This is a genomic window from Geodermatophilus sp. SYSU D00766 (genome assembly GCF_054049915.1).
In genome coordinates, this window is sequence record NZ_JBJGYI010000019.1 from 64,903 (window position 1) to 90,586 (window position 25,684).

Below are 25,684 nucleotides of genomic sequence, written 5' to 3' on the forward strand. Positions count from 1 at the left end.
GGACCCGGCCGTCGTGAGCACCTCGCTCGTCGTCGGCGGTTCCGGCCGCACCGGCCGGCGGGTGGTCGAGCGGCTGCTCGCCGCCCGCCGGCCGGTCGCGGTCCTCAGCCGCCGGCCCCGGCCGGCCGCCGGTGTCCGGACGATCGTCGGGGACCTCGGGGACCCCGCCACCTGGCCGACGGCGCTCGCGGACGTCGACGGGGTCGTGGTGTGCGTCGAGCCGCCCTACGACGCGGCCGGGGCCGAGACGGTGATGAGCCGCGGGATCGCCGCCCTCGCCGTCGCCGCGGCCGAGCGGGACCTGCGGGTGGTGCTGGTGAGCCAGATCTACGTCACCCGGCCGCAGGCCCACCCGGCCATGGCGCACGTGACGGAGGCCCGCGCCCGTGGCGAGCAGGCGCTGCGGGCCAGCGGCGCCGACCACGCCGTCGTCCGGCCCGGGTGGCTGACCGACGAGCCGGCCACCGGCGTCCGGCTCGAGCAGGGCGACACCGGCGACGGGACCACCAGCCGCGACACCGTCGCGGACGCCTGCGTGCACCTGCTGCTGCGTCCCGGGGGTGCGCCGGTCACCTTCGAGGTCTTCGACGACCCGGCCGCCGGCCCGGCGGACTGGACGGCGGCGCTGGCGGCCCTGACCCCCGACCCGGTCGCGGGGCCGCGGTGAGGACCAGCGGCGTCGCGGTCGTCACCGGGGCCAACCGCGGGATCGGCCGGGAGGTGGCCGCCCGGCTCGCCGCCCGCGGGGTGACCACCGTCCTCGGGGCCCGCGACGAGGCCCGCGGGCACGAGGCCGCCCGGGGGATGACCGGCCCGGTCGTCGTCCGGCAGCTCGACGTCGCCGACCCCGGCAGCGTCGCGGCGCTGGCCTCCTGGCTGGCGGCCGAGCACGGCGGCGTCGACGTGCTCGTCAACAACGCCGCCGTCCACTACGACACCTGGCAGAGCGCGGCCGACGCCGACCTGCGCGTCGTCGAGGAGGCGCTGGCGGTCAACGTGGTGGGCGCCTGGCGGATGGCGGTGGCGCTGGCCCCGCTGCTGCGGCCCGGCGGTCGCCTGGTCAACGTCTCCAGCGGCGCGGGGTCCTTCGGCGAGACGGGGAGCGCCGGGGGAGCGCCGGCCTACTCGGTGTCCAAGGCCGCGCTGGACATGCTCACCGTCAAGCTCGCCGCGGACCTGCGCCGCCGCCGGGTGCTGGTCAACGCCGTCTGCCCGGGGTGGGTGGCCACCGACATGGGCGGCGCGGGCGGGCGCCCGGTGGCCGACGGCGCGGCCAGCGTCCTGTTCGCCGTCGACGTCCCCGACGACGGGCCCAGCGGCGGCTTCTTCCGCGACGGGCGGCGCATCCCGTGGTGACCGCGGGCCGGCGTCCCGGCCGGCACCGGGCCGCTCAGCCGGCCGCGGCGGTGGGCGTGCCGGACTCCCCGGCGGACGGCGCCGCCGAGGGGTGCACCTGCCGGGCGGCCTCGACGCAGGCGAGCACGAAGTCGTGCACCGCCGGGCGGGGGTCGCCGGACCGCCAGGCGATCGCCAGCTCACCCGGCGGCAGCCCCCGGACGGGACGGACGACGTACTCCGGACGGCGGTAGATCTCCGCGTTGCCGGCGCTGATCAGCGCGACCCCGAGACCCCGGCCGAGGGCCTCCACCGCCTCCTCGGGCCCGTGCACCACGGCGCCGATGCGCACCGGGTGCCCGTGGCGCGCGTCGACGGCGAGCCAGTAGTCGCGCAGGCTGCCGTTCGACTCGGGCAGGGCGAGGAACGGCTCGTCGTACAGGTCGGCCATCGTCAGCTCGGCCCGCGCCGTGAGGGGGTGGTTGACGGGGAGGGCCAGGTGCCGCTGCTCGCTGATCAGCACCCGGTGGCGCAGCCCGCTGTCCTCCGGCAGCGGCAGCCAGCAGAACGCGAGGTCGGTGGCGCCCGAGGTCAGGCCGGCGGTGCGGTCGTCGAACGACGTCTGCTGGAACTCGACGGAGAAGCCCGGGTGGCGCTGCTGGAACACCTCGACCGCCGCCGGGATCAGCCCCCGGCCGACGCCGACGCTCATCCCGACCCGGATCGTCCGGCTGTCGGCGGCGACCGCCTCGGCGACGGCGGACTGCGCCTCGTCCCAGGTCGCGACCGTCGACCGCGCGTAGGGGACCAGGGCGCGGCCGGCGGCGGTGAGGGTGACCCCGCGCGGCCCGCGGGCGAACAGCGGCGCGCGGACGTGCTGCTCGAGCACCTGGATCTGGCGGCTGAGCGCCGGCTGGGAGACGAACAACCGCTGCGCGGCCCGCGTGAAGTGCAGCTCGTCGGCCACCGCGAGGAAGTACCGGAGATCGCGCAGGTGCACGTCCATGCCCAGGTGCTATCACGCCGGGCATTGGACCGACAGGTCCACAGGTCCTGGACTGGCAGCGTCCGACGGCGACCGGCTGGGCGCGGGCAGGAGGGGCCGTGGCGCAGGGACGACCCACCGTGGCCCCGGGATCGGCCGTGGCCCGGCCGGGACACCCGCCCGTCCGGCCCGCCGTGGTGCTGGTGACCGGCGCCAACCGCGGGATCGGCCGCGAGCTGGTGCGGCGGCTCGCGTTGCGCGGCGACACCCCGGTCATGGCGGTGCGCGACCTCGCCCTCGGGTGGGCCGCCGCGCGGGAGCTCCGGGTGCACGACGGCGTCCGGGTCGACGTCGTCCGGCTCGACGTGACCGACCCGGCGAGCTGCAGCCGGGCCGCCGACGAGGTGCGCCGCTGCCACGGCCGCGTCGACGTCCTGGTGAACAACGCCGCCGCCCCCCGCGACGTGCGGAGCACCGCCGCCGCGGCGGACCTCGACGTGGTCCAGCGCGCGTGGGAGGTCGACGTGCTCGGCGCCTGGCGCGCCACGCAGGCGTTCCTGCCGCTGCTGCGGCGCAGCACCGCCGGCCGGGTCGTCAACGTGTCCGCCGAGGCGGGGTCGCTGGCCAACATGGGCGGGGGAGCGCCCGCGTTCCGCGTCGCCAAGACGGCGCTCAACGCGCTGACCCGCATGCTGGCCGCCGAGCTCGGCCGCGAGGGGATCGCGGTCAACTCCGTCTGCCCCGGCTGGGTGGCGACCGACGCGCGCAGCGCCGGCGGCCGCTCGGCGGAGGACGCGGCCGCCAGCGTCCTGCGCGCCGTCGACCTGCCGCCCGGCGGGACCACCGGCGACTTCCTGCGGGACGGCCGCCGCCTGCCCTGGTGACACCGTTCAGCCGTCGGCACGACAATTGCGCGAATGGCGGAAACGGGCCATTTCGGGACGCATTCCCGGGGACCTCCCGATTGACTGCGGGACGTCCGGTCCCGACGGTCCCAGGAGGTCCCCACCATGACGACGACCGGTTCCCCCGTCCTGCAGGACGCCGTCCTCGACCGCCTGCTGCGGGAGCGCATCGTGGTCCTCGGCACCGCGGTCGACGACGACGTCGCCAACCAGCTGTGCGCGCAGATGCTGCTCCTGGCGGCCGACGACCCGCGCCGGGACGTGCACCTCTACGTCAACTCACCCGGTGGCTCGGTCACCGCCGGGCTGGCCGTCTACGACACCATGCGGTCACTGGGCTGCGACGTCGCCACCTACGCCTTCGGGATGGCGGCCTCGATGGGGCAGTTCCTCCTCACCGCCGGCACGCCGGGCAAGCGGTTCACCCTGCCGCACACCCGGATCCTCGTGCACCAGCCCTCCGGCGGGATCGGCGGCGTCCAGTCCGACATCGCCGTCCAGGCCGACCTGCTGCGCCGCCTCAAGCGCGAGGTCGACCAGTTGCAGGCACGGCACACCGGGCGCACCGTCGAGGAGATCGAGCGCGACTCCGACCGCGACCGCTGGTTCACCCCGCAGGAGGCCGTCGAGTACGGGCTCGTCGACCACGTCGTCGGCTCGGCCGCCACCCTGCCGGGACCGCTGCCCACCGGTGCCGGACGGGGAGCGCGCTGACCGACCGACCGGCCCCGGCCGTGCCAGGGTGGCGTCGTGCGCGTCGTCGTCACCGGCAGCTCGGGACACCTCGGCGAGGCGCTGGTCCGCGTGCTGCGCGCCGCCGGTGACGACGTCGTCGGCCTGGACCTGCTGCCCTCGCCGTGGACCGACGTCGTCGCCTCGGTGGGCGACCGGCCCGCCGTCCGGGCGGCGCTGGCCGGGGCCCAGGCCGTCGTGCACACCGCCACGCTGCACAAGCCGCACGTCGGCACGCACGACCGCCAGGCGTTCGTCGACACCAACGTCACCGGCACGCTGACGGTGCTCGAGGAGGCGGTGGCCGCCGGCGTGGGGCGGGTGGTGGTCACCAGCACCACCTCGGCGTTCGGCCGCGCCCTGACACCGGCGCCGGGGGAGCCCGCCGCGTGGATCACCGAGGCGGTGGCCCCGCGGGTGCGGAACGTCTACGGCGCCACCAAGGTCGCCGCCGAGGACCTCTGCGAGCTCCTCGCCCGCGACACCGGCCTGCCCGTCGTCGTGCTGCGCACCTCCCGGTTCTTCCCCGAGGGCGACGACGCCGACGCCGTCCGCACCGCCTACGACGACGACAACGTCAAGGTCAACGAGCTGCTGTCCCGGCGCGTGGACCTCGCCGACGTCGTGTCGGCGCACCGGGCCGCCCTCGACCGGGCCCCGGCGCTCGGGTTCGGCCGCTACGTCGTCAGCGCGACGACGCCGTTCCGCCGCGAGGACCTCGCCGCCCTGCGCGCCGACGCGCCCGCCGTCGTCGCCCGGCTCTTCCCCGACGCGCCCGCGCTGTACGCGCGGCTGGGCTGGCGGCTGTTCCCCTCGATCGACCGGGTGTACGTCAACGCCGCCGCTCGGGCCGACCTGGGCTGGACGCCGCGGTACGACTTCCGCGCCGCCCTCGACCTGCTCGCCGCGGGCCGCCCGCCGCGCAGCGAGCTGGCGATCGCCGTCGGCGCGAAGGGCTACCACGCGGAGTCGACCGGGCCGTACACGACCCGGTGACCCGGGTGGTCCCTGCCCTGTCGGTCAGGCTCCGTCGCAGTCGAACGTGGGCTCGAGGGCGCTGGGGCCCGGCCCCGGCGGCGTCCCGCCGGTGAGCGCCCACGACCAGATGTAGGCGAGGGCGTCGATGTCGCACTGCGAGAAGACCGGGTCGGGTGCCCTGCGGATCCACTCGTAGCCCATGAGATCCATGCTCTCGGTCAGGTTGGTGGCGTGGCCGAGCCCGAGGGCGTGACCGAGCTCGTGCAGCGCGACGTAGTAGACGTAGCCGGGCGTGTAGTCCGCGACCGGGATCCCGGGGGCGAACTCGGAGCGGACCAGCACGTTCGGGCACGAGCTGACACCGCAGACGGCCATGCCGCCGAAGACGTTGCCGCCGGCGTAGGGCACGTAGTGCACGGTGATGTCCGCGGCGCGCTGGGCGGCGGCACCGAGGTCGGTCACGTCGGTGAGGGTGATCGCGCCGTCGAAGCACTCGTCCAGCACGTCGCCCCAACTCGTGATGGCCCGCTGGATGGCGTCGACGAAGGCCGGATCGACGTTGGGCGCCGCCTTCACCGCAGCGGTGAGCTGGCTGTCGGTCCAGGTGTACCGGTTGGGGTAGTACGCGTTGAGGATCACCAGTGCCTCGGCGTCGGACTCCGGCAGGTCGCAGGTCACCCCGGGCGGCGGCTGGGCCGACGCGGGAGACGCCACCAGGAAGAGGCTGCTGAGCGCGACGGCGAGCACCACCGCGACACGACGAGGACTCATCGTTCCCCCCACGTGGAACCGGAGCCCCGGGCAGGAGCCCCTCGGGTGCGGCGCACGGTACGCCGGGAGGACCGTGACCGACAACGGCCGTGGACCCTGCGCCGACCGGGGGATCGTCGGTGGTCCGTGCCAGGGTGGTGGCGATCACAGACACCCGGGAGGACGCATGACCACGCTGCACGACAGGCCCCACAGCGCACTGCTCGTCATCGACGTGCAGAACGGCGTGGTCGGCGGGGCGCACGCCCGCGACGAGGTGGTGGCCACCATCGCCGGACTGGTGGAGCGCGCCCGTGGTGAGCGGGTCCCCGTCGTCTGGGTGCAGCACGACGACGAGGAGCTGGCCCGCGGCAGCGACGGCTGGCAGATCGTCCCCGAGCTCGCACCGGCCGACGGCGAACCGCGGGTGGAGAAGCAGTTCGGCGACTCGTTCGAGGCCACCGACCTCGAGCAGGTGCTGGCCGGTCTCGGTGTCGGCCGGCTCGTGGTCACCGGCGCGGAGACCGACGCCTGCATCCGCTCGACCCTGCACGGCGCCCTGGTCCGCGGCTACGACACGGTCCTGGTCGGCGACGCGCACACCTGCGGCGACAAGTCGCAGTGGGGCGCGCCGCCGCCCGAGCAGGTCGTCGCGCACACCAACCTGTACTGGAACTTCTCGGCCGCGCCGGGCCGCAGCACCGGCACGGTCGCCTCTGCCGACGTCGACCTGGGCGGGGCCTCTCCCGCGTGACCGGTGTCCGGGTGCGCGAGCGAGGGTGACCCTCGTCGAGCGGGCGGTGCACGCCCACCCGCTGACGCCGGCTCCGAGGACCAGGCCGGCCCCTGCGAGGTCGCCGCCGTGGTCGCCGGCCGCCTCTGCATCCGACCGAGGAGGACGGCCCGCACCACGTGCGCGACGTTCTGACCTGCGAAACTGTCGTACCCCGCCCGTAGGTTCGGGGTCGTGCAGGAGGTCGAGGACGTCGAGTCGCCGCCGGTCGGCGACCTCCTCGACCTGCTCGCTGCCCGACCACCGGAGATCTCTCGGCTGCCGGTCGGCCTGTTGTCGCGGGAGCAGAAGGCCGCCGAGCTGCAGCGCCTGCAGGCCCGCAAGGCCATGGACGCCGCCTACGAGGCCGAACTCGTCCTCGCCCTGGCCGACGACAGCCCCGACGAGGACGACCCGCCCCCCGGTACCCCGGGCGCCAGGCGCCGCGGGTCGTGGGCGCCGGACACCGAGCTGCCCGGGGTGTCGGAGTTCTTCACCGCCGAGCTGGCCCTGGTGCTCAACTGCGGCCGGGGTACGGCCAACCACCTGGCCACCCGCGCCTTCACCTACCGCGAACGGCTGCCCGCCACCTGGGCCGCGCTCGCGGCCGGTCAGCTGGACGAGGCCCGCGCGCGGGCGCTGGTCGACGTGCTGCAGCACACCGACCCGGCCCTGGCCCGCCGCATCGAGGCCGCGGTGCTGCCCGAGGCGGCGCAGCTGACCGTCGGCAAGGTCAAGAAGCGCGCCCTGGAGCTGCTGCTGGAAGCCGACGCCGACGCCATCGACGAGCGGCGCAGGACCGCCGAACGACAGGCCGATGTGCGTATGTACCCGTCGGCGTCGGCCGGGATGAGCACGCTGGCCGCCGACCTGCCCACCGACGTGGCCGCGGCCTGCCACGCGACCGTCGACGCGCTGGCCCGGATGCTGAAGGCCGACGGCGACCCGCGGCCGATCGGGCAGCTGCGCACGGTCGTGTTCGCCGACCTGATCCAGCGCCCCTGGCAGGCCGGGCCGGCCGTCACCGCGCACCTGCAGATCGTCGCGACGCTGGCGTCGCTGGCCGGCCGCACCCAGCAGGCCGGGGAGGTCAACGGGCTGCCGATCACCGCCGCCCACCTGCGCGAACTGCTGCGCCAGCTCGACGCGCTCGGCGTGCAGGAGCCCGAGGGCGGAACGGTCACCGTCGCGCTGACCGACGATGACGGCAGCCTGCGCGCCACGGCGACGCTGGACCGGCTGCGCCGGCTGGCCGCCCGCGGCTGCCCCGACCACCCGGACGAGCACGGGACCGGCGACTGCGGGTGCGCGGTGCTCGACCGGCCGGCGGGCCGGGACGGCTACGCGCCCTCGGCGGCGCAGCAGGCGTTCGTGCGCACCCGCGACCGCACCTGCCGGATGCCCACCTGCGGGCAGCGGATCGGCTGGGCCGACGCCGACCACGTCCTCCCCCACGCCCACGGTGGGCCGACCGACTGCGCCAACCTGTGCTGCCTGTGCCGCAGCCACCACCGGGTGAAGACCTTCGCCCGCGGCTGGCGCTTCCACCTCAGCGACGACGGGACGCTCACCGTCACCACCCCGTCGGGCATCACCCGAACCACCCGCCCACCGGGCCTGCGACCACGACCGCGGAACCCCGACCTGCCACCGGCAGACACCGGACCGGCCCGACCACCTGACCCGGACGACCCGCCACCGTTCTGAGGGGCGCGGCGCTCCGTGAGCAACCGCGCGGGCAGCACCTCGGGCCGGGTCTCGTCAGTTCCGCTCGAAGGGCTCCGGCACCGCGAGGTCGCCCCATGCAGCCCGGCACTCACCACCCCGTCGCACTCGGGATCGCCACCCGGACCAGGCCGTCGCTGCCTGGGCTGACGTCGTCGGGGAGCCCGGCCACACCCTCGACCTGCGGCTCGTGCTGCCCGCCCGCGGCCGCGTCGGGCGGGACGTTCACGTCAGCCGCCGCACCACCGACAGCGGCAGCACGCGCAGCGCCGCGCCGATCGGCACCCACGGCCAGGCCGGCACGTACGCCTTCGCCTTTCGCGCCTCGACCGCCGCGACCACGGCGCGCACGCCCGGCTCGGTGTCGGTCATGAGCCGGGTGCCGGCGACGCCCTCGTTCATCTCCGAGCGGATGTAGCCGGGGTAGACCACCGTCACGTCCACGCCCGGGACGCGCTCGGACCGCAGCCCCTCGCCGAGCGCGGCCACACCGGCCTTCGTCGCCGCGTAGACCGTCATCGACCGCCGCATCCCGCGCAGCGCCGAGATCGAGCTGATCAGCACCAGGTGGCCGCGGCGCTGCCGGCGGAACACCTCCATCGCCGCCTCGCACTGCGCCAGCGCGCCGACGAAGTTCGTCAATGCCGTCTCGCGGTTGACCGCCGCCTGCCCGGTACCCAGCGGGGCGCCGCCGCCGACGCCGGCGTTGACCACCACCCGGTCCAGACCGCCGAAGGCATCCTCGAACCGGCGGAACACCGCGGGGACGGCGTCGGGGTCGGTGACGTCGAGGGCCGCCGTCTCCACCCGCCGGCCGGTGCCGGCGCGGATCTCGCCGGCGAGGGCGTCGAGCCGGTCGGTGCGCCGCGCGCACAGCGCGAGGTCCCAGCCGAGGGCGGCGAACTGCCGCGCCATCTCCGCGCCGAGCCCGGAGCTCGCCCCGGTGACCAGGACGACGCCCCTGCCGGTGCGGGCCTGGGGCGAGGACGGGGCGGCGGGGGAGGTGGGCACCCGCGCACGCTAGATCCGGCCGGACGCGCACCCGTGCCCGGGGTCGGCGCTCAGGCCCGCACGGCCGGGTGCACCTGGGCCAGGACGAACTCCGCCACGACGTCGTGCACCCGGTCGCGGTCGTGCTCGTTGAGGACGTCGTGCAGGTCGCCGGGGAAGACCCGCAGCGTCGCCTGCGGCAGCCGGGCGGCCAGCGCGCGCGAGTTCTCGACCGGGACGACCGGATCGGCTCCACCGTGCAGCACCAGCACCGGGACGGCCGGCCGCCCCTCGGCGAGCCCCGCCGCCACCGCGGACCAGGACCGGGCCACCGCCTCCAGGGTCTGTCGCGGCACGGGCCCGCGGTGCACCAGCGGATCGGTCCGCAACGCCTCCAGGTAGGCCGGGTGGGTGCTGAACACCTCCGCGGGGTCGGGCGGCTCGACCTCCGCGGTGTCCTCCGCGAGCAGGGCCTCGATGAGCGGCACCGGGGCGGCCGGCGGCGCCGAGACGACCAGCGCCTCGGCCACCTCCGGGGACCGCTGGGCGAGCAGCAGGAGGGCGACGCCGCCGCCCGAGTGCCCCACCAGGACCAGCGGCCGCCCGGGGTGCCGCGCGCGGGCGAGGCCGGCCAGCGTGCCGGCGTCGGCGGCCTGGTCGTCGCGGCTGAGCGTGAGGTCGCGCTCGCCGTCGCTGCGCCCGTGGCCGGCGGCGTCGAGGGCGTGCACCGCGATCCCGCCGGCGGCCAGCCGCCGTCCGAGCGGCTCGTAGAGGCCCAGGTGCTCGCCGAGGTCGCCGTGGTGCAGGACGACGACGGCGCGGACCTCGCCGTCGGGGAGCCAGGCGGTGTGGTGGACGCGGCCGCGGCAGCCGTCGAAGAAGGGCATCGCGCCCCTCCTTCCGGGTCGGGCGGACAGGCCCCCGCGCCGGGCATCCTCCTCGCGTCCGGCGCGCTTCGGAAGCAGGGGACCCGGGCAGGATCGGGGCATGACCTTCGCCGCCGCCGATGACCGCTACGACTCGATGACCTACCGACGGACCGGCCGCAGCGGCCTGGACCTGCCGGCGATCAGTCTCGGGCTGTGGCACAACTTCGGCGACGACGTCCCGCTGGACCGGCAGCGCGACGTGCTGCGGCGGGCCTTCGACCTGGGCATCACCCACTTCGACCTGGCCAACAACTACGGGCCGCCCTACGGCAGCGCGGAGACCAACTTCGGCCGCCACCTGCGCGACGACTTCCGCCCGTACCGCGACGAGCTGGTGATCTCGTCCAAGGCCGGCTACGACATGTGGCCCGGTCCGTACGGGCAGGGCGGCGGCGGGCGCAAGTACGTGCTGGCCAGCCTCGACCAGTCGCTGCGGCGGATGGGCCTCGACTACGTCGACGTCTTCTACTCCCACCGCCCGGACCCGACCACGCCGCTCGAGGAGACGATGGGGGCGCTCGACACCGCCGTCCGGTCGGGGCGGGCGCTCTACGCCGGCATCTCGTCGTACTCGCCGCAGGACACCGCGCGGGCAGCGGCCGTCCTCGCCGACCTCGGCACGCCGCTGCTGATCCACCAGCCCAGCTACTCGATGCTCAACCGCTGGATCGAGACCGAGGGCCTGCTCGACACCCTCGCCGACGTCGGCGCCGGGTGCATCGCCTTCTCCCCGCTGGCGCAGGGGATGCTCACCGACAAGTACCTGTCCGGCATCCCCGAGGGCTCGCGCGCCAGCCAGGGCAAGTCGCTGTCGACCGACCTGCTCACCGAGCAGACGCTCGCGCACGTGCGGGCGCTGCACGGGCTGGCGCAGGAGCGCGGGCAGTCGCTGGCGCAGATGGCGCTGGCCTGGGCGCTGCGCGACCCGCGGGTGACCAGCGTGCTCGTCGGCGCGAGCAGCGTCGCGCAGCTCGAGCAGAACGTGGCCGCGCTCGACCGGCTCGACTTCTCCGACGACGAGCTCGCCCGCATCGACCAGCACGCCGTCGACGCCGGCATCGACCTGTGGCAGGAGGCCCGCACGGCCTGAGCGGAGCGCGCCCCGGCCGCCGTCCCACCGGGCGGGACGGCGGCCGGGGCGGGCGGGCTACCGCCGGCGCCGGCGGGCCAGCAGCACCAGCGCCACGAGCGCCAGCGCCGCGACCGGGGCGGCCGGCCCGGCGCCGAGCAGCGTGCCGGCCGGGTGCACCCGCGCGTGCCGGGTGCCGACCAGCGCGGAGCCGGCCGGCGAGTCGACGTCGGCCCCGAGGCTGAGCACCCGCCCGCCGGGGCCGTCCAGCCGCGCCGTCAGGCCCCGGTCGGCCAGCGTGTCGGCCACCCGGGCGAGTTCCGCGCGGCCCGGAGGGCCCTGCGTGGCCGCCCCGCCGGCCACCCGCACCGCGGAGAACAGCCGGCGGACGTCGGGGGAGGAGGCCGTGATCTCCGACCCCGACGCGCGCACCCGCAGCGGGACGCCGTCGACCTCGATCGACAGGTCGGCGGTGACCTCGAGCCGCGGGTCGCCCTCCGGGGTCATCCCCGGCTGGCGTTCTCGGCGGTGGTGATGCGCAGCGTGCCGTTGAGCTTCCAGGTGGCGCGCGGGGAGTCCGGGCCGGTCTCGCGCGGCACCTCGACGGTCATGTCGACGAACTCGTAGTTGATCGCGGCGCCCTTGCCGGTGAGGTAGGACCACATCTCCTTGCCGAGGTCGGCGAAGCTGGTCGACTCGTGCGACTTGATGTCGCGGGTGCCGGTGGCGGCGTCGCGGGTGGTCGTGTCGGGGACGGTCATCGCAGCTCTCCCTGGTCTCGGTGGTGTGCCACTCGGCGGCGCACTACCCGGGCCCCTCCGGCCACACACGGCCCGCAGCGGACGGCCCCGTTCCCGGTCGCCGCCGGCAGCCGCGCCTAGCCTGCCCGCGTGGGTCCGCGGGTGGTGGCGTGGCGGCGCAGCGACGACGAGCGCGGGCACAGCCTGGCCCGGGTCGAGCGGCGCGGCGAGGGGTGGCTGGTCCACGGCACGGAGGTGCTGGCCGGGCCGTCGACGCTGCTGAGCTGCGCGTTCCGGGTGGAGCTCGACGGCGCGTGGTCGACCCGGGCGGTCGAGGTCACCGCGGTGTCCGCCGACGGGGAGCGCCGGTTGCGGCTGACCGCCGACGACGACCGCCGCTGGACGCGCGACGGCGTCCGGGCGCCCGAGTTCGACGGCTGCGTCGACGTCGACGTCGCCGCCACCCCGCTGACCAACACCTTCCCGATCCGGCGGCTCGCCGCGCTGGAGGTGGGCCGGCAGGTGACCTCGCCGGTGGCGTGGGTCGACGTCCCGGCGCTCGGGGTGACCCGGGTCGAGCAGACCTACCGGCGGCTGGGCCCGCGGCGGTGGGAGTACGCCGACCCGGCGCACGGCGCGTTCGAGCTGAGCGTGGACGACGACGGCCTCGTCGTGGACTACACCGGCTTCGCCACCCGCGTCGCCGGCTGAGCGGTCACCGGCCGGGCGCGGCGGTGCCGTGGACGGCGGCCAGCCGCCCGTCGGGGTCGAGCCGCCCGAGCAGCGCCCCGGCGATCTCGGCGAGCTGGCCGACCTGCTCGGGGCTGAGCGCGTCGAGGACGTGCTCGCGCACCGTGGCCACGTGACCCGGCGCGGTGGCCCGCACCGTGGCCCAGCCGTCGTCGGTGAGCCGCGCGTTGGTGGCCCGCCCGTCGGAGGGGCACGGGCTCCGCTCGACCAGGCCGCGGTCCTCCAGCCGGCGCACGACGTGGGACAGACGGGGGAGCGTGGCGTTGGTGCGGGTGGCCAGCTCGGTCATGCGCAGCGTCCGGCGCGGTGCCTCCGACAGCATCGCGAGCACGAAGTAGTCGAAGTGGGTCAGGCCGGCGTCCCGGCGCAGCTGGCCGTCGAGGACGCCTGGCAGCAGTTCCACGACGGCGACCAGCCGCACCCACGCCGTCATCTCGTCGGCACTGAGCCACCGGGGTTCCACGCCGCCATCGTCCCCCCGGTCACTTGTCGCTTCAACATCTGGGCGGTAGGGTGTCACTTGTAGGTACAAGTGATCCGGAGGTCGCGATGACCCTCTCCCTCGGCCCGGACGTGCTCTCCCCGGCGCCCGCCGCCACCGTGCGCACCCGCGTGACGGTGCCGCTGGAGTTCGCCGACGGGTACGCCACGACGGCGGAGGTGCTGACCTTCGACGGGCTCGTCGACGGCCGCGAGCACCTGCTGCTCGGGCTCGGCGACTGGCGGGCGGCGCTCGCCCGGTCGGCGGCCGGGGGCGAGGCGCCGCTGGTCCGCCCGCACAGCGAGTGCCTCACCGGCGACGTCTTCGGGTCGCAGCGGTGCGACTGCGGCCCGCAGCTGCGCGAGGCGGCCGAGCGGATCACCGATGCCGGCGGGTTCCTGCTCTACCTGCGCCAGGAAGGCCGCGGCATCGGCCTCTACGCCAAGCTCGACGCCTACGCCCTGCAGGACGCCGGCCTCGACACCTACGAGGCCAACCGGGCGCTGGGCCGCGGCGAGGACGAGCGCGACTACACCGCCGCCGTCCAGATGCTGGCCGCGGTCGGCGCCGACCGGGTCCGGCTGCTGAGCAACAACCCCGACAAGGCCGCGCAGCTCGAGCTCCTCGGCGTCGCGGTGACCGAGCGCGTGCCCACCGGCGTGCACCTGTCGGCGGCCAACGCCCGCTACCTCGCCGTCAAGCGCGACCACACCCAGCACACCCTCGACCTGCCGCTGGCGGGCTGACGCACGCGAGTGGTCGCCCGACGTGGTCACGGCCCGGCGGTGACCACGTCCGGTGACCAGCGGGCACCCGTCGTCAGTTGACGACGTGCAGCTGGTCGATCCAGACGACCTCCCAGACGTTGCCGTCCGGGTCGGCGAAGCTGCCGGTGTAGCGGGCGTCCTCCTCGCGCGCGGGCCGGCCCGGCCGCCCGCCGGCGGCCGCCGCGCGGGCCAGCAGGTCGTCGACCTGCGCCCGGCCGTCGGCGGTCAGCGCGTGCACGGCGGTCGGCGCCTGCGCGGGGTCGCCCGCCTCGCCGGGCACCAGGGCGGCGAACCGCTCGCGGGTCTGCAGCGACAGGACCTGCTCGTCGCCGAGGACCACCGCGGCCTCGCCCTCGTCGGAGGAGGTCTCCTCGACGCGGAAGCCCAGCGCCTCGTAGAACGCCCGTGCCGCCACCAGGTCCCGCACCGGCAGCTTGACGAACAGCATGCTCACGACGCCGCCCCCCGGCGGCCGAGCTCGGTGAAGGTGTCGGCGACCCAGTCGGCGATGAAGGTGCTCACGTACGGCAGGTGGTCCAGGCCGATGTGCTCGGTGGCGCCCTCCTCGGGCGTGAACACCCGCAGCTCGCGCTTGGGCGAGTTGACCGCCTGCTCGTAGGAGCGGTGCGCCATCTCCAGCGGGATCTGCCGGTCGTTGGCGCCGTGGGCGACGAGGAACGGCACGGTGATCTGCTCGACGACGCCCTCGAGGGTGACCTGGTCGGCGAAGTCGAGGAAGCCGTCGAGGTCGTTCTCGTCGCCGTCCTGGCCCCACACCCACAGCACGTGCTCCCAGTAGTGGGGGACCGGGCGCTCGCCCTCGCGCTGCCGGCGGCGGCGCTGCACCGCGCCCCAGTCGTGGTTGGCGCCCCACGCCACGCAGAGGGCGAACCGCTTCTCGAACGCCGCGGCGCGCGGGGCGTAGTAGCCGCCCAGCGACCACCCGACGATGCCGATCCGCGAGGCGTCGACGTCGTCGCGGGTCTCCAGGAAGTCGACGGCCGCGCCGGCCCAGGCCTCGGTGTCCACCCGGGCGGTGAGCCCCTGCAGCCGCAGCGCCTCGCCGGTGCCGGGCTGGTCGAGCATCAGGCAGGAGACGCCGCGGGCGGCCAGCTCCTCCCAGTGGCCGGAGGAGTACATGTGCTCCTTGGTCGAGTCCAGGCCGTTGACCAGGACGATCACCGGCTTGGGGCCGTCGCCGGGAGCGGCGGAGAAGTACGCCGGCAGCGTCGTCCCCTCGTAGGGGACCGCGACCCGGGTGACCGAGGGGCTGTGGGTGTCGAACGCCTTCTGCGCGATCTCCAGCATCCGCCGGTAGGTGGGCACCCGGTCCGGGTCGGAGGAGGCCAGCATCCGCTCGGCCTGCGCGAGGTAGTTCGACGCGCGGAACCACAGCTGCCCGGCGGTGCGCACGTGCCCCGCCTTCTCGGCGGCCTCCGCCTGCGCGACGAGCTGGTCGGTCAGCGCGGTCCAGGCGCGCAGGAACTCCGGCGTCCCGGCGTCCTCACCGGCGTTGGCGGCGTCCTTGATCGGCCGGCAGGCGCGGTCGACCTCGTCGATGAGCCCGCCGGAGTTCAGCGTGGCGACCACGCCGAGGTTCCAGGTGTAGGGGCCGGTGGGGAAGTACTCGAACACGGCTCGTTCCTCTCGTGTGGTGTTCAGCAGGCGCCCGGCAGGACGGCCGACCAGCCGCCGTCCACGACGAGGTTGGCGCCGGTGACGTACGAGGCCTCGTCGGAGGCCAGGAAGAGGGCGCAGCGGGCGACCTCCTCCGGGGTGCCGATCCGACCGAGCGGGATTGCCCGAGCGATCGTGCGCATGGGGGAGTCAGGGGCGAGCAGGTCGCCCTCGGTGGCCGGGGTGCGGATCATGCCGGGACTGATGCAGTTGGCCCGGATGCCGTGCGCGGCGCCCTCGGCGGCCAGCTGCTTCGTCATCGCCACCACACCGCCCTTGGTGGCGGTGTGCGCGATGCGGGCGTTGGTCATCGACCCGGTGATACCGGCCGTGGAGCCGACCAGTAGCACGCTGCCGCCGCCGCGGGCGACCAGGTGCGGCCAGGCATGCTTGGTGACGAGGAAGACGATGTCCAGCTCGTTGCGCAGGGTGAAGGCCCAGTCCTGGTACGACGTCTCCGCGATGGGGGAGAAGCGGGTCGCGCCGGCGTTGTTGTAGACGACGTCGATGCCGCCGTGCCGCGCTGCGGCCTCGTCGACCCACGCCTTGACGCCGTCCTCATCGCCGAGGTCGAGCGGGTGCGTGCTCTCCATCGCGCCGCCGGCGGCGCGCACGAGGTCCACTGTCTCGGCCGCCTGGTCCGCCTTGACGTCGGTGCCGACGACGGTCGCTCCCTCGGCCGCGAACAGCAGCGCGGCCGCCCGCCCCTGCCCACCGGCAGTGCCGGTGATCAGAGCGACCTTGCCCGTCAGGCGCCCCCTCACGACGTGACCGCCCGGACGGCGTCGCTGATCGACTTGACGCCGCCGTGGGCGGTCATCCCGCCGTCGACGGGGATCTCGGCGCCGGTGATGAACGAGGCCCCGTCGCCGAGGAGGAAGGCGACCAGGGGCGCGACCTCGTCGACGGTGCCGGTGCGGCCGAGCGGGGTCTCGGCGACGTTGGCGGCGCGGAACGCCGGGGCCGCCGAGGCGGTCATCGGCGTCTCGACGTAGCCGGGGTGGATCGTGTTGACGCGGATGCCCCGCGGGCCCAGCTCCAGGCAGGCGGCCTTGGCCAGCCCGCGCAGCGCCCACTTGGAGGCGGTGTAGGCCACTGGGAAGTGCCCGGTCAGCGCGGCCACCGAGCCGACGACGACGACCGAGCCGCCGCCGGTCATCAGCGGGGTGAGCGCCTGGATGCCCAGCAGGGTGCCGGTGACGTTGACTTCGCTCACCCGGGCGAGGTCGGCGGGGTCGAGGTCGGCCAGCCGCGCCCGCCACGTGGTGCCGGCGTTGGCGACCAGCCCGTGCACGCGGCCGTGCACGGTGCGGAGGTCGTCGGCGAGCGCCGTCCAGCCGGCGGCGTCGGTGACGTCGAGCCGCCGGTAGGCCGCGCCGCCGAGGTCCTCGGCCGGACCCTCCTGCACGTCGGTGGCCACCACCGTCGCGCCCTCGGCGGCCAGCAGCCGCGCCTCCGCGGCGCCCTGTCCCTGGGCCGCCCCGGTGACCACGACGACCCGTCCCCCGAGGCTCACGCCGGGCGCTTGCGGGTGCGCGGGCGCGGGCGGGCGGCGCGCACCGGCGGCAGGTCGACGCCGGCGACGACGCGGTTGCGGACGGTGCCGATGCCCTCGACGGTCATCTCCACGACGTCGCCCGGCTGCAGCGGGGGCGGGGCGGCGTCGCCGCGGCGTCCCCACAGCTCGGCCAGGCAGCCGCCGTTGCCGCAGGTGCCCGAGCCGAGCACGTCGCCGGCCCGGACCTCCGTGCCGCGGGAGGCGTAGCTGACGAGCTCCTCGAACGGCCAGCCCATGTTGGACAGCAGGTCCTGGCCGACCTCGGTGCCGTTGACGCCGACCCGCATGTCGAGGGCCAGGAAGCCCTCGGCGTCCCGGTACGGCTCGAGCTCGTCGGCGGTGACCAGCCAGGGCCCGAGCGTGGTGGCGGAGTCCTTGCCCTTGGCCGGGCCGAGGTTGACCTTCATCTCGCGGGCCTGCAGGTCGCGGGCGGACCAGTCGTTGAGGACCGTGTAGCCGAACACGTGGTCGCGGGCCTGCTCGGGGGTGAGCGAGGCGCCGTCGCGCCCGACCACCACGGCCACCTCGAGCTCGAAGTCGAACCGCCGGCTGCCCGGGGGCACCGCGACGTCGTCGTGCGCGCCGACGAGGGCGTAGGGGTTGGTGAAGTAGAACGTCGGGGCCTGGTACCACTCCTCGACCACGCCGGCGACGCCGTCGACCGCCTTGCGCACGCCCTCGACGTGCTCCTCGAAGGCGACGAAGTCGCGCACCGTGGGGGCCTCCAGCGGGGGCAGCAGCCGGACGGCGTCCAGCGGCACGGCCGGCCAGCGCAGCGCCTCCTCCCCGGCCGCGAGCGCGGCCGGCAGCCCGGCCCGGACCAGGTCGAGGACCGTCGTCCCCTCCGGCAGGGCGTGCAGGCCGGCGCTGCCGTCGGGGAGATCGGACACGACGCCGGCGGAGACGGCCCCGCCGGCCGACCAGGTGGCGAACCGCATCAGACCGGGGGTGCGACGAACAGACCCTTGTCGGGGTCGTTGAACGACTTCTTGGCGACGAACTCGTTCATGGCATTCGCCGTGCCCCACTGGTCGGACACCTCCGGGTTGGAGAAGTCGTAGACTTGCGGGTGCCAGGTGTCCTCGTCGATCGTCTCGAGCTCGGTCGTGTACTCGACGGTGTTGCCGTGCGGGTCGAGGAAGTAGCTGAAGGTGTTGTTGCCGGCCAGGTGGCGGCCGGGACCCCAGATCTTCTCGACGCCCTGGCGCAGCAGCCGGCCGGTGCCGCGCATGTACTCGTCGATGCCGCGCAGCTCGAAGGAGGCGTGGTGCAGCGCGGCGTGCGGCCCCCGCGCGATGGCCATCGAGTGGTGCCACTCGTTGGTCCGCAGGAACCACATCATGTTGCCCATCCGGGGGTGCATGAGCGTGTCCGACAGCGAGAACGCCAGGTAGCGCTCGTAGAAGGCCAGCGTGCCCTCGGGGTCGGCGGAGTTGATCACCACGTGGGACAGCCGCACCGGGATCGACTCGCCCTCCTCGACCCGGCGGTGCTTCCGCACGGCGACGTCGGAGCTGATCTCGATGGTGCGGCCCTCGTTGTCGAAGAACCGGAAGCCATAACCCCCGCCGGGGGTCTGCAGGTCGCGCGGCTCGTGCACCAGCTGGACGCCGTCGCGGGCCAGGGTGCCGGCGAGGGTGTCGACGTCGGCCCGGTCCTTGGCGCCGAAGCTGATGAGGTCGATGCGCTTGTCGGCGGACTCGCGCAGCCGGACGACGTACTGCTCCGGGCTGCCCTCGGCGGCGAGGAAGGTCAGGCCCGAGTCGGTGTGCTCGGCGGTGAGGCCCCAGGTGGTGGTGAAGAAGTCCTGCTGGGTGCGCAGGTCGGGCACGGCGAGGTCGACGTGCCGCAGGTGGGTGATCAGGCGCTGGGTCATGGTCGTCCTCCTGGTTACGCGGGCTGGGAGACGAGCTGGGCGATCGAGCGCATGAGGCCCGGGATGTCGCCCTGCACGTGGTCGAGCTGCCACCGGGCGAGCTGGTTGGACGCGTCGACGACGGTCTTCGCGCGGTCGAAGCGGCGGGCGGTGAAGGCGTCCCACAGGTCCTGGTCGAGCGCGGACCGGGTGAGCAGCAGGTCGGTGAGGGCGTAGGCGTCCTCGAGCGCCTGCGCGCCGCCCTGGGCGATGGTGGGCGGGCAGGTGTGCGCGGCGTCGCCGACGAGCACGACCCGGCCGCGGTTCCACGGCGCGGGCAGCACGTGGGTCTCGAACCAGGTGTAGTTCACCCGGGACGGGTCGGTGAGCGTCTCGCGGACGTCGTCCCAGGGGCCGTGGTAGGCCGCGGCGAGCTCGCGCATGGTGGCCAGCTGCTCCTCGGGCGTGAGCGTGGAGCGGTCCTGGGCCGGCTCGACGACGTAGGCGTAGAGCGAGTCCTCGCCGGTGGGGCAGTAGCCGGCGATGAACGACGGCCCGCCGTAGTAGAGGTCGGTGCGGGTCACGCTCGCCGGGCGCGGGCCGAACGCGCGCCAGATGCCCATGCCGACCGGCGTCGTCTCCAGCTCGATGCCCAGGGCCCGGCGGGTCCACGAGCGCAGCCCGTCGGCGCCGACGACGAGGTCGTAGCGGCCGGCCGAGCCGTCGGCGAAGGTGACGTCGACGCCGGTCGCGTCCTGCCGCAGGTCGGTGTGCGTCGTCCCGAACCGGACCTTGACGCCGACCTCCGCGGCGCGGTCGGTGAGGATGCGCGCGAGCTCCGGGCGCGACATCCCCATCACGGCGGGCAGGTCGGGGCCGCCGGTCTTCGCGTCGGGGATCTCCGCGACGACGGTGCCGGCGGGGTCGGGCGCCCGGATGCCGGTGACGTCGAAGGCGTACCCGGCGGCCGACACCTGCTCCCAGACGCCGAGGGTGCGCAGCTCGCGCAGCGCGTTGCCCTGCAGCGTGATGCCCGAGCCGAGGGCGCCGACCTCGGGCTTGATCTCGACGAGGTCGACGGCGATGCCGGCCTCGGCGAGCCGGATGGCGGTGGCGGCGCCGGCGAGGCCGGCACCGACGACCAGGACGTTGCTGACGGCGGGCATCTCGGCTCCTACTTGACGGCGATCGGGTTGACCGGGGCGCCGACGGCGCCGGTCACGGGCAGGGGGGCGGCGGTGAGGGAGAACTCCCAGACGCCGTCGGCGGCGCAGTCGGCCGCCAGCGCGTCGAGGTCCCACAGCTCGCCCAGGAACAGGCCGATGTGCGGGATGGCGACCTGGTGCAGCGGCTGGAAGGCGACGTCGAACTCGTTGGGCCGCACCTCGAAGCCCCACGTGTCGGTGGCCACGCCGGCGATCTCGGTGGCGTGCAGCCAGTCGGCGGCGGTGAAGCTCAGGCCGGGTGCCGGCCCGCCGGCGTAGTCGCCCCACCCGGTGCCGGCGGCCACCGAGCGGCGGGCGCGGGTGAGCTGCCCGGTGCGCACCAGCAGCAGGTCGCCGCGGCCGACCCGGGCGGTGTCGCCCTGCGCGGCGATGGTGGCCTCGAGGTGGGCGGGGGCGATGGCGAACCCGTCGGGGAGCTCCCCGGGGGTGCCGGACTGCTCGCCCAGTGCCCGGCCGACGTCGAGCAGCACGCCGCGGCCGGCGATCCGGTCGGCGACGGTCTCGATGCCGGTGACGGCGTCGCCGAGGCTGGTGACGACGTCGCCGGCGCGGCGGCCGTTCCACGCGTCGCCGTGGTCGAAGATGTGGCCGAGGCCGTCCCACTGGGTGCTGGCCTGCAGCGGCATGGCGATCACGTCGTCGGCGCCGCCGATGCCGTGCGGGAAGCCCTGCACGCCGCGCTCGGCGTCGGTGCCGGTGTCGAGCATGGTGTGCACCGGGTTGGTGCGCCGGCGCCAGCCCTTCTGCGGGCCGTCGGCGTCGAAGCGCTGCGACAGGGAGAAGGCCGCGCCGCGGCGCACCAGCCGCGCGGCCTCGGCGCGCTTGGCGTCGTCGAGGAAGTTCAGCGTGCCGAGGACGTCGTCGGCGCCCCAGCGGCCCCAGTTGGAGCAGCGCTTGGCCGCCGCGGCGATCGCGCCCTCGGGGTCGGCGCGGTCGAGGTCGGCGGGGTCCAGGTACGGGCGGTCGGGCACTGCGGTCCTCCTCGTGGTGGCGCCCACCACGGTCGGTGAGGCGGGGCCGCCCGGGGAAGACGAGATGTCTGATGGGTGACATAGACGGCGCCGATACCGGCTGCGTCGATACCGTCGGCCGGTGAACCTCGCGAGCCTGGACCTCAACCTGCTCGTGTCCCTCGACGCGCTGCTGACCCAGCGCAGCGTCACCCGCGCCGCCGCGCAGATGGGGCTGTCGCAACCGGCGCTGTCGGCGTCGCTGGCCCGGCTGCGCCGCCACTTCGGCGACGACCTGCTGACCCGCGTCGGCAACGACTACCGGCTCACGCCGCTGGCGGTGCAGCTGCGCGAGCTGGTGCGGGTGGCGCTGGCCGGCGTCGAGCGGGTGTTCACCGCCCAGCCCGGCTTCGACCCCGCGTCGTCGACGCGCGAGTTCTCCGTCCTGGTCAGCGACTACGTGGTCGTCGTCCTCGGGGACACCCTCGCCGCGCTGCTCGCCGAGGAGGCGCCGCGCACGCGGCTGCGGCTGACCCCGCACTCGCCGGCGGTGGTCGACAGCGCCCACCAGGTGCTGCTGACCACCGACCTCCTGCTGCTGCCGCACGGGTTCGTCGCCGACCTGTCCCACCGCGACCTCTACCGCGACGAGTGGGTCTGCGTGGTGGCCGCCGACAACCCCGTCGCCGAGCGCGGGCTGACCGTCGAGGACCTCGAGACGATGCCGTGGGTGGCCACCTACCACGGGCAGACGGCGTCCACCCCGGCCGCGCGGCAGATGCGCCAGCTCGGCATCGAGCCGCGCGTGCAGGTGGTCAACGAGGACTTCCTCACCGTGCCGGCGCTGGTCGCCGGCAGCGACCGCATCGCGCTGCTGCAGCGCCGGCTGGTCGACCTGCTGCCGCTGGGGTCGGGCATCCGCGCGGTGCCCCCGCCGTTCGAGGCCGGCCCCCTGGTGGAGGCGATGTGGTGGCACCCGGTCTACGACGACGACCCCGAGCACCGCTACCTGCGCGACGTCGTCTCGCGGGCCGCCGAGCTCGCCGTCTCGGCCGGCGCGCGCGAGGGCATCGACCTGACTGATACCGCACCTCCGGAGAAGTGATCTCCCCTCCGGCCCCGGCGTCCTGACACTTCCCCGCCAGTGACGCCGCTCACTGAGACCGGCGCCCGTCCCCCGGAGCCGCCCGTGTCCGTCCGCGACGCCGCACCCCCCGCCGACGACCGCACCGCCGACGTCGCCGTCGACCCCGCCACCGGCCGCCCGGCCGGTCGGGCGCAGGCGCTCGTCCTGCTGTTCTCCAGCTGCCTGTCCGTGCTGGGCGCGGTGCTGCTGGCGCCGGTCCTGCCGCGCATCGAGGACGCCTTCGCCGGCACCCCCGGCGTGGCGGCGCTGACCCCGGTGGTGCTCACCGCCCCGGCGCTGGTCATCGGCCTCACCGCGATGGTCGCCGGACGCATCGTCGACCGGGTCGGCCGCAAGCGGCTGCTGGTCGGCGCGCTGGTCGCCTACGCGTTCGCCGGCACGGCGCCGCTGTGGCTGGACTCGCTGCAGCTCATCGTCGCCAGCCGGGTCCTGGTCGGCCTGACCGAGGCGGCGATCATGACCTGCTGCACCACGCTGCTGGCCGACTACTTCTCCGGTCCGGCGCGGGAGCGCTACTTCGGCCTGCAGGTCGTGTTCACCACCGTCTCGGCGACCGTCTTCTTCGGCGTCGGCGGCGCGCTCGGCGCCCAGGACTGGCGGACGCCGTTCTGGCTGTACGCGGTCAGCCTGCCGCTGGCCGCGCTGGCCGCTCGCTTCGTCTGGCAGCCGGCCCCGGCGCCCGCCCGGTCGGAGCCGCTGCCCCGGCTGCCCTGGTCCCAGCTGGCCCTGCCGGTCGGGGTCACCCTCGTCGGCGGCCTGGTCTTCTACGTGCTGATCGTCGAGTTGTCCTTCGCGCTCGACGCGATCGGCGTCGAGTCCACCGGCGCCATCGGGGCCATCAGCGCCCTCGGCTCGCTGGGCACCGCCGTCGGCGCGTTCTCCTTCGGCCGCCTGGCGCGGCTCGGCCCGGCGGTGACCGTGCCGGCCGCCTTCGCCCTCTCCGGCGCCGGCCTGCTCGGCCTCGGGTCCGCCGGCACCGTCCCCGCCGTCGTCGCCGCCGCGGTGGTGACCGGCCTGGGCAACGGCCTGCTGCTGCCCTCGATGCTGTCCTGGGCGCTGGGCTCGCTGAGCTTCGAGCAGCGCGGCCGGGCCACCGGGGTGTGGACCTCGGCGCTGTTCGTCGGCCAGTTCGTCTGCCCGCTCGCCGTCCTCGCGCTCAGCGGCGCCCTCGGCGGCCTCGGCGCCGCGCTGACCCTGCTCGGTGCGGTCAGCGTCGTCGCCGCCGTCGGGGTCCGGCTCAGCCGGCCGGCGCCCACGGCCGCGGTGGCCGCGACGGCCTGACCGCGCGTCCCGGTGCCCCGGTCCGCTGCGGCGGGCCGGGGCACCGGCCGTTCAGCGGCGGGTGCGCTCCCGCATGCCGAGGGCGGCGGTGACGAGCAGCAGCACCAGGCCGACGAGGACCAGCCAGAACAGGCCCTCGACGATCCACCCGACGATCGTCACGACCAGCCAGACGACCAGCAGCAGACCGAGCAGACGCAGCAGCACGGGGGACCTCCGGGGGACGGGTGCGGTCAGCCTAGGCCCGGTCCGGGGCAGGATGGCCGGGATGGACGACGACCCGTGGGACCTCCTGCTCGCCGGCCTGCCGCCCGCCACCGCCGACCTCGTCCGCGCCGCCGACGCGCTGGTGCGGGGTGCCGACCCCGCCGTCGTGCGGGTGGTGTGGCCGCACCAGCGGACCGTCGGCTACGGCGTGGGCCCACGCAAGCAGTCCGAGCACTACGCCTACCTCGACGTCCACGACCGCCACCTCGACCTGGGCCTCGACCGCGGCGCGGCGCTCGCGGCGGCCGGCCTCGACGGCGGTCTGCTCGCGGGGACCGGTGCGTCGTTCCGGAAGGTGGCCGTCCGCGACGCCGGCGTGCTGGCCGACCCGCGGCTGCCCGGCCTGCTCCGCGCCGCCCGCGAGGAGCGGCTGCGGGCCCTGGGGCGGTGACCGCGGTCAGCCGGTGAGCTCGGCGAGCAGCCCGCACACCCGGCGGTCGAGGTCGTCGCGCACCGGCCGGACCCCGGCGACGTCGCTGCCCGCGCGGTCGGCCACCGGCCAGTCGAGGTAGCGGGTGCCGGGCAGCACCGGGCAGCGCCGCGCCCCGCCCAGGCTGACGACGACGTCGGAGACGTGCACCGCGTCGGCCGTCAGCGGCTTGGGGAACCGCGCGGAGAGGTCGACGCCGACCTCGGCCATCGCCGCCACGACGGCCGGGTCGACCCGGGCGGCCGGGGCCGACCCGGCCGACAGGGCGCGCACCCGGCCCCGCGCGCGGCGGGTGAGCATGGCGGCGGCCATCTGCGAGGTCCCCGCGTCGGAGGCGCAGACGAACAGGACGGTCGGGGGACCGACGGGGTGCGGAGCCGCGCTGGGCTGGGCGGCGGGCGAGGGGACCACGGGGACTCCGGGGTTCGGGCGCCGGCCGTGGGTGCCGGCGTGTCGGGGCGTCCGGGCGGGGGACGGCGCCGTCCTCCGGCGCACACCGTGCCAGGGACGCCGCGCGGGCGCACCCCTCCCGCTCGCGGCCGCTGCGCGGGCCGTGGCAGGGTCGCGCCGTCGTCCGCCGGGTGCGAGGAGGGGGCGTGGACCTCGACGGGGTCGCCGACGAGCTCTACGGGCTGCTGCCCGGGGACTTCGTGGCCGCCCGCACCGAGGCCGCCCGCCGCGCCCGCGCGGCCGGGGACCGGGGACTCGCGCGGGCGATCGCGGCGCTCGGCCGGCCCTCGACGGCGGCCTGGGCGTGCAACGCGCTGGTGCGGGAGGAGCCCGACGAGATCGCCGGGCTGGTCGAGCTCGGGGACCTGCTGCGCGAGGCGCAGGTCAGCCTGGCCGGTGCCCAGCTGCGCGCGCTGGGTGCGCAGCGCTCGCGGCTGCTCACCGCGCTCACCCGCCAGGCGCGGGTGCTGGCCGCCCGCCTCGGGCACCCGCTCAGCGACGCCGTCGCCGGCCAGGTCGAGCAGACGCTGCGGGCAGCGCTCGCCGACCCCGACGCGGGGGAGGCGCTGCTCGCCGGGCGGCTCACCGGCACGCTGTCGGCCCAGGGCACCGGGCTGGGCGACCGCCCCGGCCTGCGCGTCGTGCCGCCTCCGCGTCCCCGGCGACCGGCCGCCGAGTCCGCCGGGCCCGCCGTGGGAGCCGGTCGCCGGCGCGAGGAGGACGCGGCCGAGGCGCGGCGCCGGGCGGAGGAGCGGCGGGCGGAGGAGCGGCGGGCGGAGGAGCGCCGGGCGGAGGAGCGCCGACGGCAGGAGGTCGCCGCCGCCCGTGAGGACGCCGAGGCCGCGGCGGACCTCGCCGAGCAGGCCGAGCCCGGCGCCCCCCCCGCGCCGGGCCCGGGCGCCCCGCGCGCGCCCCCCGCCCCCCCAAAAAAAACC

General features: G+C 75.8%; 32 protein-coding genes. 14 read left to right on the forward strand and 18 right to left on the reverse strand.

Annotated features, from left to right (window positions below; all coding sequences use genetic code 11):
• Window positions 1–13 precede the first annotated feature (13 nt).
• The gene (locus ACI8AD_RS14920; protein WP_456871309.1) at window positions 14–667 is read left to right on the forward strand and encodes an NAD(P)-binding oxidoreductase; all 654 of its coding nucleotides are present in this window, start codon (window positions 14–16) and stop codon (window positions 665–667) included.
• A complete protein-coding gene (locus ACI8AD_RS14925; RefSeq protein ID WP_456871310.1) occupies window positions 664–1,356 on the forward strand; it encodes an SDR family NAD(P)-dependent oxidoreductase in 693 nt (230 codons plus the stop codon). Before ACI8AD_RS14920 ends, ACI8AD_RS14925 begins: the two co-directional genes overlap by 4 nt.
• Window positions 1,357–1,390: 34 nt before the next feature.
• Here ACI8AD_RS14925 and ACI8AD_RS14930 read toward each other — a convergent pair whose 3' ends face one another.
• Window positions 1,391–2,341 carry a LysR family transcriptional regulator gene (locus tag ACI8AD_RS14930; RefSeq protein ID WP_456871311.1) on the reverse strand — a complete coding sequence of 317 codons (951 nt, stop codon included), beginning with the start codon at window positions 2,339–2,341 and terminating at the stop codon, window positions 1,391–1,393.
• A gap of 98 nt (window positions 2,342–2,439) precedes the next feature.
• Between ACI8AD_RS14930 and ACI8AD_RS14935 the strand changes: the two genes are divergently transcribed.
• From ACI8AD_RS14935 to ACI8AD_RS14945, 3 genes are all read left to right on the forward strand, one after another.
• Window positions 2,440–3,204 carry an SDR family NAD(P)-dependent oxidoreductase gene (locus ACI8AD_RS14935; RefSeq protein ID WP_456871312.1) on the forward strand — a complete coding sequence of 255 codons (765 nt, stop codon included), beginning with the start codon at window positions 2,440–2,442 and terminating at the stop codon, window positions 3,202–3,204.
• A 126-nt stretch (window positions 3,205–3,330) separates the two neighbouring features.
• Window positions 3,331–3,939: a ClpP family protease gene (locus ACI8AD_RS14940; RefSeq protein ID WP_456871313.1), complete on the forward strand. Its 609-nt coding sequence runs from the start codon at window positions 3,331–3,333 to the stop codon at window positions 3,937–3,939.
• A 36-nt stretch (window positions 3,940–3,975) separates the two neighbouring features.
• The gene (locus ACI8AD_RS14945; RefSeq protein WP_456871314.1) at window positions 3,976–4,953 is read left to right on the forward strand and encodes an NAD-dependent epimerase/dehydratase family protein; all 978 of its coding nucleotides are present in this window, start codon (window positions 3,976–3,978) and stop codon (window positions 4,951–4,953) included.
• Between the two features lie 24 nt (window positions 4,954–4,977).
• Here the strand turns inward: ACI8AD_RS14945 and ACI8AD_RS14950 are convergent, their stop codons facing one another.
• Window positions 4,978–5,706, reverse strand: a complete 729-nt coding sequence (locus tag ACI8AD_RS14950; RefSeq protein WP_456871315.1) for a hypothetical protein — start codon at window positions 5,704–5,706, stop codon at window positions 4,978–4,980.
• Between the two features lie 166 nt (window positions 5,707–5,872).
• Between ACI8AD_RS14950 and ACI8AD_RS14955 the strand changes: the two genes are divergently transcribed.
• Entirely contained in the window at window positions 5,873–6,439 is a 567-nt protein-coding gene (locus tag ACI8AD_RS14955) for an isochorismatase family protein (RefSeq protein WP_456871316.1), read from the forward strand.
• A gap of 213 nt (window positions 6,440–6,652) precedes the next feature.
• A complete protein-coding gene (locus ACI8AD_RS14960) occupies window positions 6,653–8,164 on the forward strand; it encodes a DUF222 domain-containing protein (RefSeq protein WP_456871317.1) in 1,512 nt (503 codons plus the stop codon).
• Window positions 8,165–8,273: 109 nt separating this feature from the next.
• Here ACI8AD_RS14960 and ACI8AD_RS14965 read toward each other — a convergent pair whose 3' ends face one another.
• The 3 genes from ACI8AD_RS14965 to ACI8AD_RS14975 are packed head-to-tail and all read right to left on the reverse strand — an operon-like array spanning window position 8,274 to window position 10,059.
• Window positions 8,274–8,411 (reverse strand): hypothetical protein, encoded by a 138-nt coding sequence (locus ACI8AD_RS14965; protein WP_456871318.1) that lies wholly within the window; start codon window positions 8,409–8,411, stop codon window positions 8,274–8,276.
• A complete protein-coding gene (locus ACI8AD_RS14970) occupies window positions 8,408–9,193 on the reverse strand; it encodes an SDR family oxidoreductase (RefSeq protein ID WP_456871319.1) in 786 nt (261 codons plus the stop codon). Before ACI8AD_RS14970 ends, ACI8AD_RS14965 begins: the two co-directional genes overlap by 4 nt.
• A gap of 50 nt (window positions 9,194–9,243) precedes the next feature.
• A complete protein-coding gene (locus ACI8AD_RS14975) occupies window positions 9,244–10,059 on the reverse strand; it encodes an alpha/beta fold hydrolase (RefSeq protein WP_456871320.1) in 816 nt (271 codons plus the stop codon).
• Between the two features lie 100 nt (window positions 10,060–10,159).
• Between ACI8AD_RS14975 and mgrA the strand changes: the two genes are divergently transcribed.
• Entirely contained in the window at window positions 10,160–11,191 is a 1,032-nt protein-coding gene (mgrA, locus tag ACI8AD_RS14980; protein WP_456871321.1) for an L-glyceraldehyde 3-phosphate reductase, read from the forward strand.
• 57 nt (window positions 11,192–11,248) lie between these two features.
• Here mgrA and ACI8AD_RS14985 read toward each other — a convergent pair whose 3' ends face one another.
• Both ACI8AD_RS14985 and ACI8AD_RS14990 read right to left on the reverse strand, forming a co-directional pair.
• Window positions 11,249–11,677 carry a hypothetical protein gene (locus ACI8AD_RS14985; RefSeq protein ID WP_456871322.1) on the reverse strand — a complete coding sequence of 143 codons (429 nt, stop codon included), beginning with the start codon at window positions 11,675–11,677 and terminating at the stop codon, window positions 11,249–11,251.
• The gene (locus ACI8AD_RS14990; RefSeq protein WP_217897343.1) at window positions 11,674–11,931 is read right to left on the reverse strand and encodes a hypothetical protein; all 258 of its coding nucleotides are present in this window, start codon (window positions 11,929–11,931) and stop codon (window positions 11,674–11,676) included. Before ACI8AD_RS14990 ends, ACI8AD_RS14985 begins: the two co-directional genes overlap by 4 nt.
• Window positions 11,932–12,060: 129 nt before the next feature.
• Here ACI8AD_RS14990 and ACI8AD_RS14995 point away from each other — a divergent pair, with 129 nt between their 5' ends.
• On the forward strand, window positions 12,061–12,621 hold the full coding sequence (locus tag ACI8AD_RS14995) for a putative glycolipid-binding domain-containing protein (protein ID WP_456871323.1): 561 nt from the start codon (window positions 12,061–12,063) through the stop codon (window positions 12,619–12,621).
• Window positions 12,622–12,625: 4 nt separating this feature from the next.
• Here the strand turns inward: ACI8AD_RS14995 and ACI8AD_RS15000 are convergent, their stop codons facing one another.
• The gene (locus ACI8AD_RS15000; RefSeq protein WP_456871324.1) at window positions 12,626–13,123 is read right to left on the reverse strand and encodes a MarR family winged helix-turn-helix transcriptional regulator; all 498 of its coding nucleotides are present in this window, start codon (window positions 13,121–13,123) and stop codon (window positions 12,626–12,628) included.
• Between the two features lie 86 nt (window positions 13,124–13,209).
• Between ACI8AD_RS15000 and ACI8AD_RS15005 the strand changes: the two genes are divergently transcribed.
• A complete protein-coding gene (locus ACI8AD_RS15005) occupies window positions 13,210–13,887 on the forward strand; it encodes a GTP cyclohydrolase II (RefSeq protein ID WP_456871325.1) in 678 nt (225 codons plus the stop codon).
• Between the two features lie 73 nt (window positions 13,888–13,960).
• On the opposite strand, the gene ACI8AD_RS15010 is transcribed toward ACI8AD_RS15005, so the two are convergent.
• From ACI8AD_RS15010 to ACI8AD_RS15045, 8 genes are read right to left on the reverse strand one after another with little or no spacing between them, the layout of a single operon-like run.
• Window positions 13,961–14,356: a VOC family protein gene (locus ACI8AD_RS15010; RefSeq protein ID WP_456871339.1), complete on the reverse strand. Its 396-nt coding sequence runs from the start codon at window positions 14,354–14,356 to the stop codon at window positions 13,961–13,963.
• A 2-nt stretch (window positions 14,357–14,358) separates the two neighbouring features.
• Complete coding sequence (locus ACI8AD_RS15015) at window positions 14,359–15,543, reverse strand: alpha/beta hydrolase family protein (protein WP_456871326.1); 1,185 nt, start codon at window positions 15,541–15,543, stop codon at window positions 14,359–14,361.
• 23 nt (window positions 15,544–15,566) lie between these two features.
• Entirely contained in the window at window positions 15,567–16,349 is a 783-nt protein-coding gene (locus ACI8AD_RS15020) for an SDR family NAD(P)-dependent oxidoreductase (protein ID WP_456871327.1), read from the reverse strand.
• Entirely contained in the window at window positions 16,346–17,101 is a 756-nt protein-coding gene (locus ACI8AD_RS15025) for an SDR family NAD(P)-dependent oxidoreductase (RefSeq protein ID WP_456871328.1), read from the reverse strand. The genes ACI8AD_RS15020 and ACI8AD_RS15025 overlap by 4 nt, the downstream gene beginning before the upstream one ends.
• The gene (locus ACI8AD_RS15030) at window positions 17,098–18,081 is read right to left on the reverse strand and encodes a fumarylacetoacetate hydrolase family protein (protein ID WP_456871329.1); all 984 of its coding nucleotides are present in this window, start codon (window positions 18,079–18,081) and stop codon (window positions 17,098–17,100) included. Before ACI8AD_RS15030 ends, ACI8AD_RS15025 begins: the two co-directional genes overlap by 4 nt.
• A complete protein-coding gene (locus ACI8AD_RS15035; protein WP_456871330.1) occupies window positions 18,081–19,019 on the reverse strand; it encodes a VOC family protein in 939 nt (312 codons plus the stop codon). The genes ACI8AD_RS15030 and ACI8AD_RS15035 overlap by 1 nt, the downstream gene beginning before the upstream one ends.
• Before the next feature lie 14 nt (window positions 19,020–19,033).
• Window positions 19,034–20,164 carry an FAD-dependent oxidoreductase gene (locus ACI8AD_RS15040; RefSeq protein WP_456871331.1) on the reverse strand — a complete coding sequence of 377 codons (1,131 nt, stop codon included), beginning with the start codon at window positions 20,162–20,164 and terminating at the stop codon, window positions 19,034–19,036.
• An 8-nt stretch (window positions 20,165–20,172) separates the two neighbouring features.
• Window positions 20,173–21,195, reverse strand: a complete 1,023-nt coding sequence (locus tag ACI8AD_RS15045) for a cyclase family protein (RefSeq protein WP_456871332.1) — start codon at window positions 21,193–21,195, stop codon at window positions 20,173–20,175.
• A gap of 121 nt (window positions 21,196–21,316) precedes the next feature.
• On the opposite strand from ACI8AD_RS15045, the gene ACI8AD_RS15050 reads away from it, so the two are divergent.
• Together ACI8AD_RS15050 and ACI8AD_RS15055 are read left to right on the forward strand one after the other, a co-directional pair.
• Window positions 21,317–22,279 (forward strand): LysR family transcriptional regulator, encoded by a 963-nt coding sequence (locus ACI8AD_RS15050; RefSeq protein WP_456871333.1) that lies wholly within the window; start codon window positions 21,317–21,319, stop codon window positions 22,277–22,279.
• A gap of 84 nt (window positions 22,280–22,363) precedes the next feature.
• The gene (locus ACI8AD_RS15055) at window positions 22,364–23,602 is read left to right on the forward strand and encodes an MFS transporter (RefSeq protein ID WP_456871334.1); all 1,239 of its coding nucleotides are present in this window, start codon (window positions 22,364–22,366) and stop codon (window positions 23,600–23,602) included.
• 51 nt (window positions 23,603–23,653) lie between these two features.
• On the opposite strand, the gene ACI8AD_RS15060 is transcribed toward ACI8AD_RS15055, so the two are convergent.
• A complete protein-coding gene (locus ACI8AD_RS15060) occupies window positions 23,654–23,809 on the reverse strand; it encodes a hypothetical protein (RefSeq protein WP_456871335.1) in 156 nt (51 codons plus the stop codon).
• Between the two features lie 61 nt (window positions 23,810–23,870).
• Between ACI8AD_RS15060 and ACI8AD_RS15065 the strand changes: the two genes are divergently transcribed.
• Complete coding sequence (locus tag ACI8AD_RS15065; RefSeq protein WP_456871336.1) at window positions 23,871–24,260, forward strand: hypothetical protein; 390 nt, start codon at window positions 23,871–23,873, stop codon at window positions 24,258–24,260.
• 6 nt (window positions 24,261–24,266) lie between these two features.
• On the opposite strand, the gene ACI8AD_RS15070 is transcribed toward ACI8AD_RS15065, so the two are convergent.
• The gene (locus tag ACI8AD_RS15070; RefSeq protein WP_456871337.1) at window positions 24,267–24,710 is read right to left on the reverse strand and encodes an arsenate reductase/protein-tyrosine-phosphatase family protein; all 444 of its coding nucleotides are present in this window, start codon (window positions 24,708–24,710) and stop codon (window positions 24,267–24,269) included.
• A gap of 185 nt (window positions 24,711–24,895) precedes the next feature.
• On the opposite strand from ACI8AD_RS15070, the gene ACI8AD_RS15075 reads away from it, so the two are divergent.
• On the forward strand, window positions 24,896–25,684 hold a 789-nt coding region (locus ACI8AD_RS15075; RefSeq protein ID WP_456871338.1), incomplete at its 3' end, for a hypothetical protein.

Excerpts from the sequence above, each read along its gene's own strand:
- ACI8AD_RS14930 (WP_456871311.1), bottom strand. The coding sequence starts at position 2,341 with ATGGACGTGCACCTGCGCGATCTCCGGTACTTCCTCGCGGTGGCCGAC.
- ACI8AD_RS14940 (WP_456871313.1), top strand. The coding sequence starts at position 3,331 with ATGACGACGACCGGTTCCCCCGTCCTGCAGGACGCCGTCCTCGACCGC.
- ACI8AD_RS14950 (WP_456871315.1), bottom strand. The coding sequence starts at position 5,706 with ATGAGTCCTCGTCGTGTCGCGGTGGTGCTCGCCGTCGCGCTCAGCAGC.
- ACI8AD_RS14955 (WP_456871316.1), top strand. The coding sequence starts at position 5,873 with ATGACCACGCTGCACGACAGGCCCCACAGCGCACTGCTCGTCATCGAC.
- ACI8AD_RS14975 (WP_456871320.1), bottom strand. The coding sequence starts at position 10,059 with ATGCCCTTCTTCGACGGCTGCCGCGGCCGCGTCCACCACACCGCCTGG.
- mgrA (WP_456871321.1), top strand. The coding sequence starts at position 10,160 with ATGACCTTCGCCGCCGCCGATGACCGCTACGACTCGATGACCTACCGA.
- ACI8AD_RS14985 (WP_456871322.1), bottom strand. The coding sequence starts at position 11,677 with ATGACCCCGGAGGGCGACCCGCGGCTCGAGGTCACCGCCGACCTGTCG.
- ACI8AD_RS14990 (WP_217897343.1), bottom strand. The coding sequence starts at position 11,931 with ATGACCGTCCCCGACACGACCACCCGCGACGCCGCCACCGGCACCCGC.
- ACI8AD_RS15005 (WP_456871325.1), top strand. The coding sequence starts at position 13,210 with ATGACCCTCTCCCTCGGCCCGGACGTGCTCTCCCCGGCGCCCGCCGCC.
- ACI8AD_RS15010 (WP_456871339.1), bottom strand. The coding sequence starts at position 14,356 with ATGCTGTTCGTCAAGCTGCCGGTGCGGGACCTGGTGGCGGCACGGGCG.
- ACI8AD_RS15030 (WP_456871329.1), bottom strand. The coding sequence starts at position 18,081 with ATGCGGTTCGCCACCTGGTCGGCCGGCGGGGCCGTCTCCGCCGGCGTC.
- ACI8AD_RS15035 (WP_456871330.1), bottom strand. The coding sequence starts at position 19,019 with ATGACCCAGCGCCTGATCACCCACCTGCGGCACGTCGACCTCGCCGTG.
- ACI8AD_RS15040 (WP_456871331.1), bottom strand. The coding sequence starts at position 20,164 with ATGCCCGCCGTCAGCAACGTCCTGGTCGTCGGTGCCGGCCTCGCCGGC.
- ACI8AD_RS15065 (WP_456871336.1), top strand. The coding sequence starts at position 23,871 with ATGGACGACGACCCGTGGGACCTCCTGCTCGCCGGCCTGCCGCCCGCC.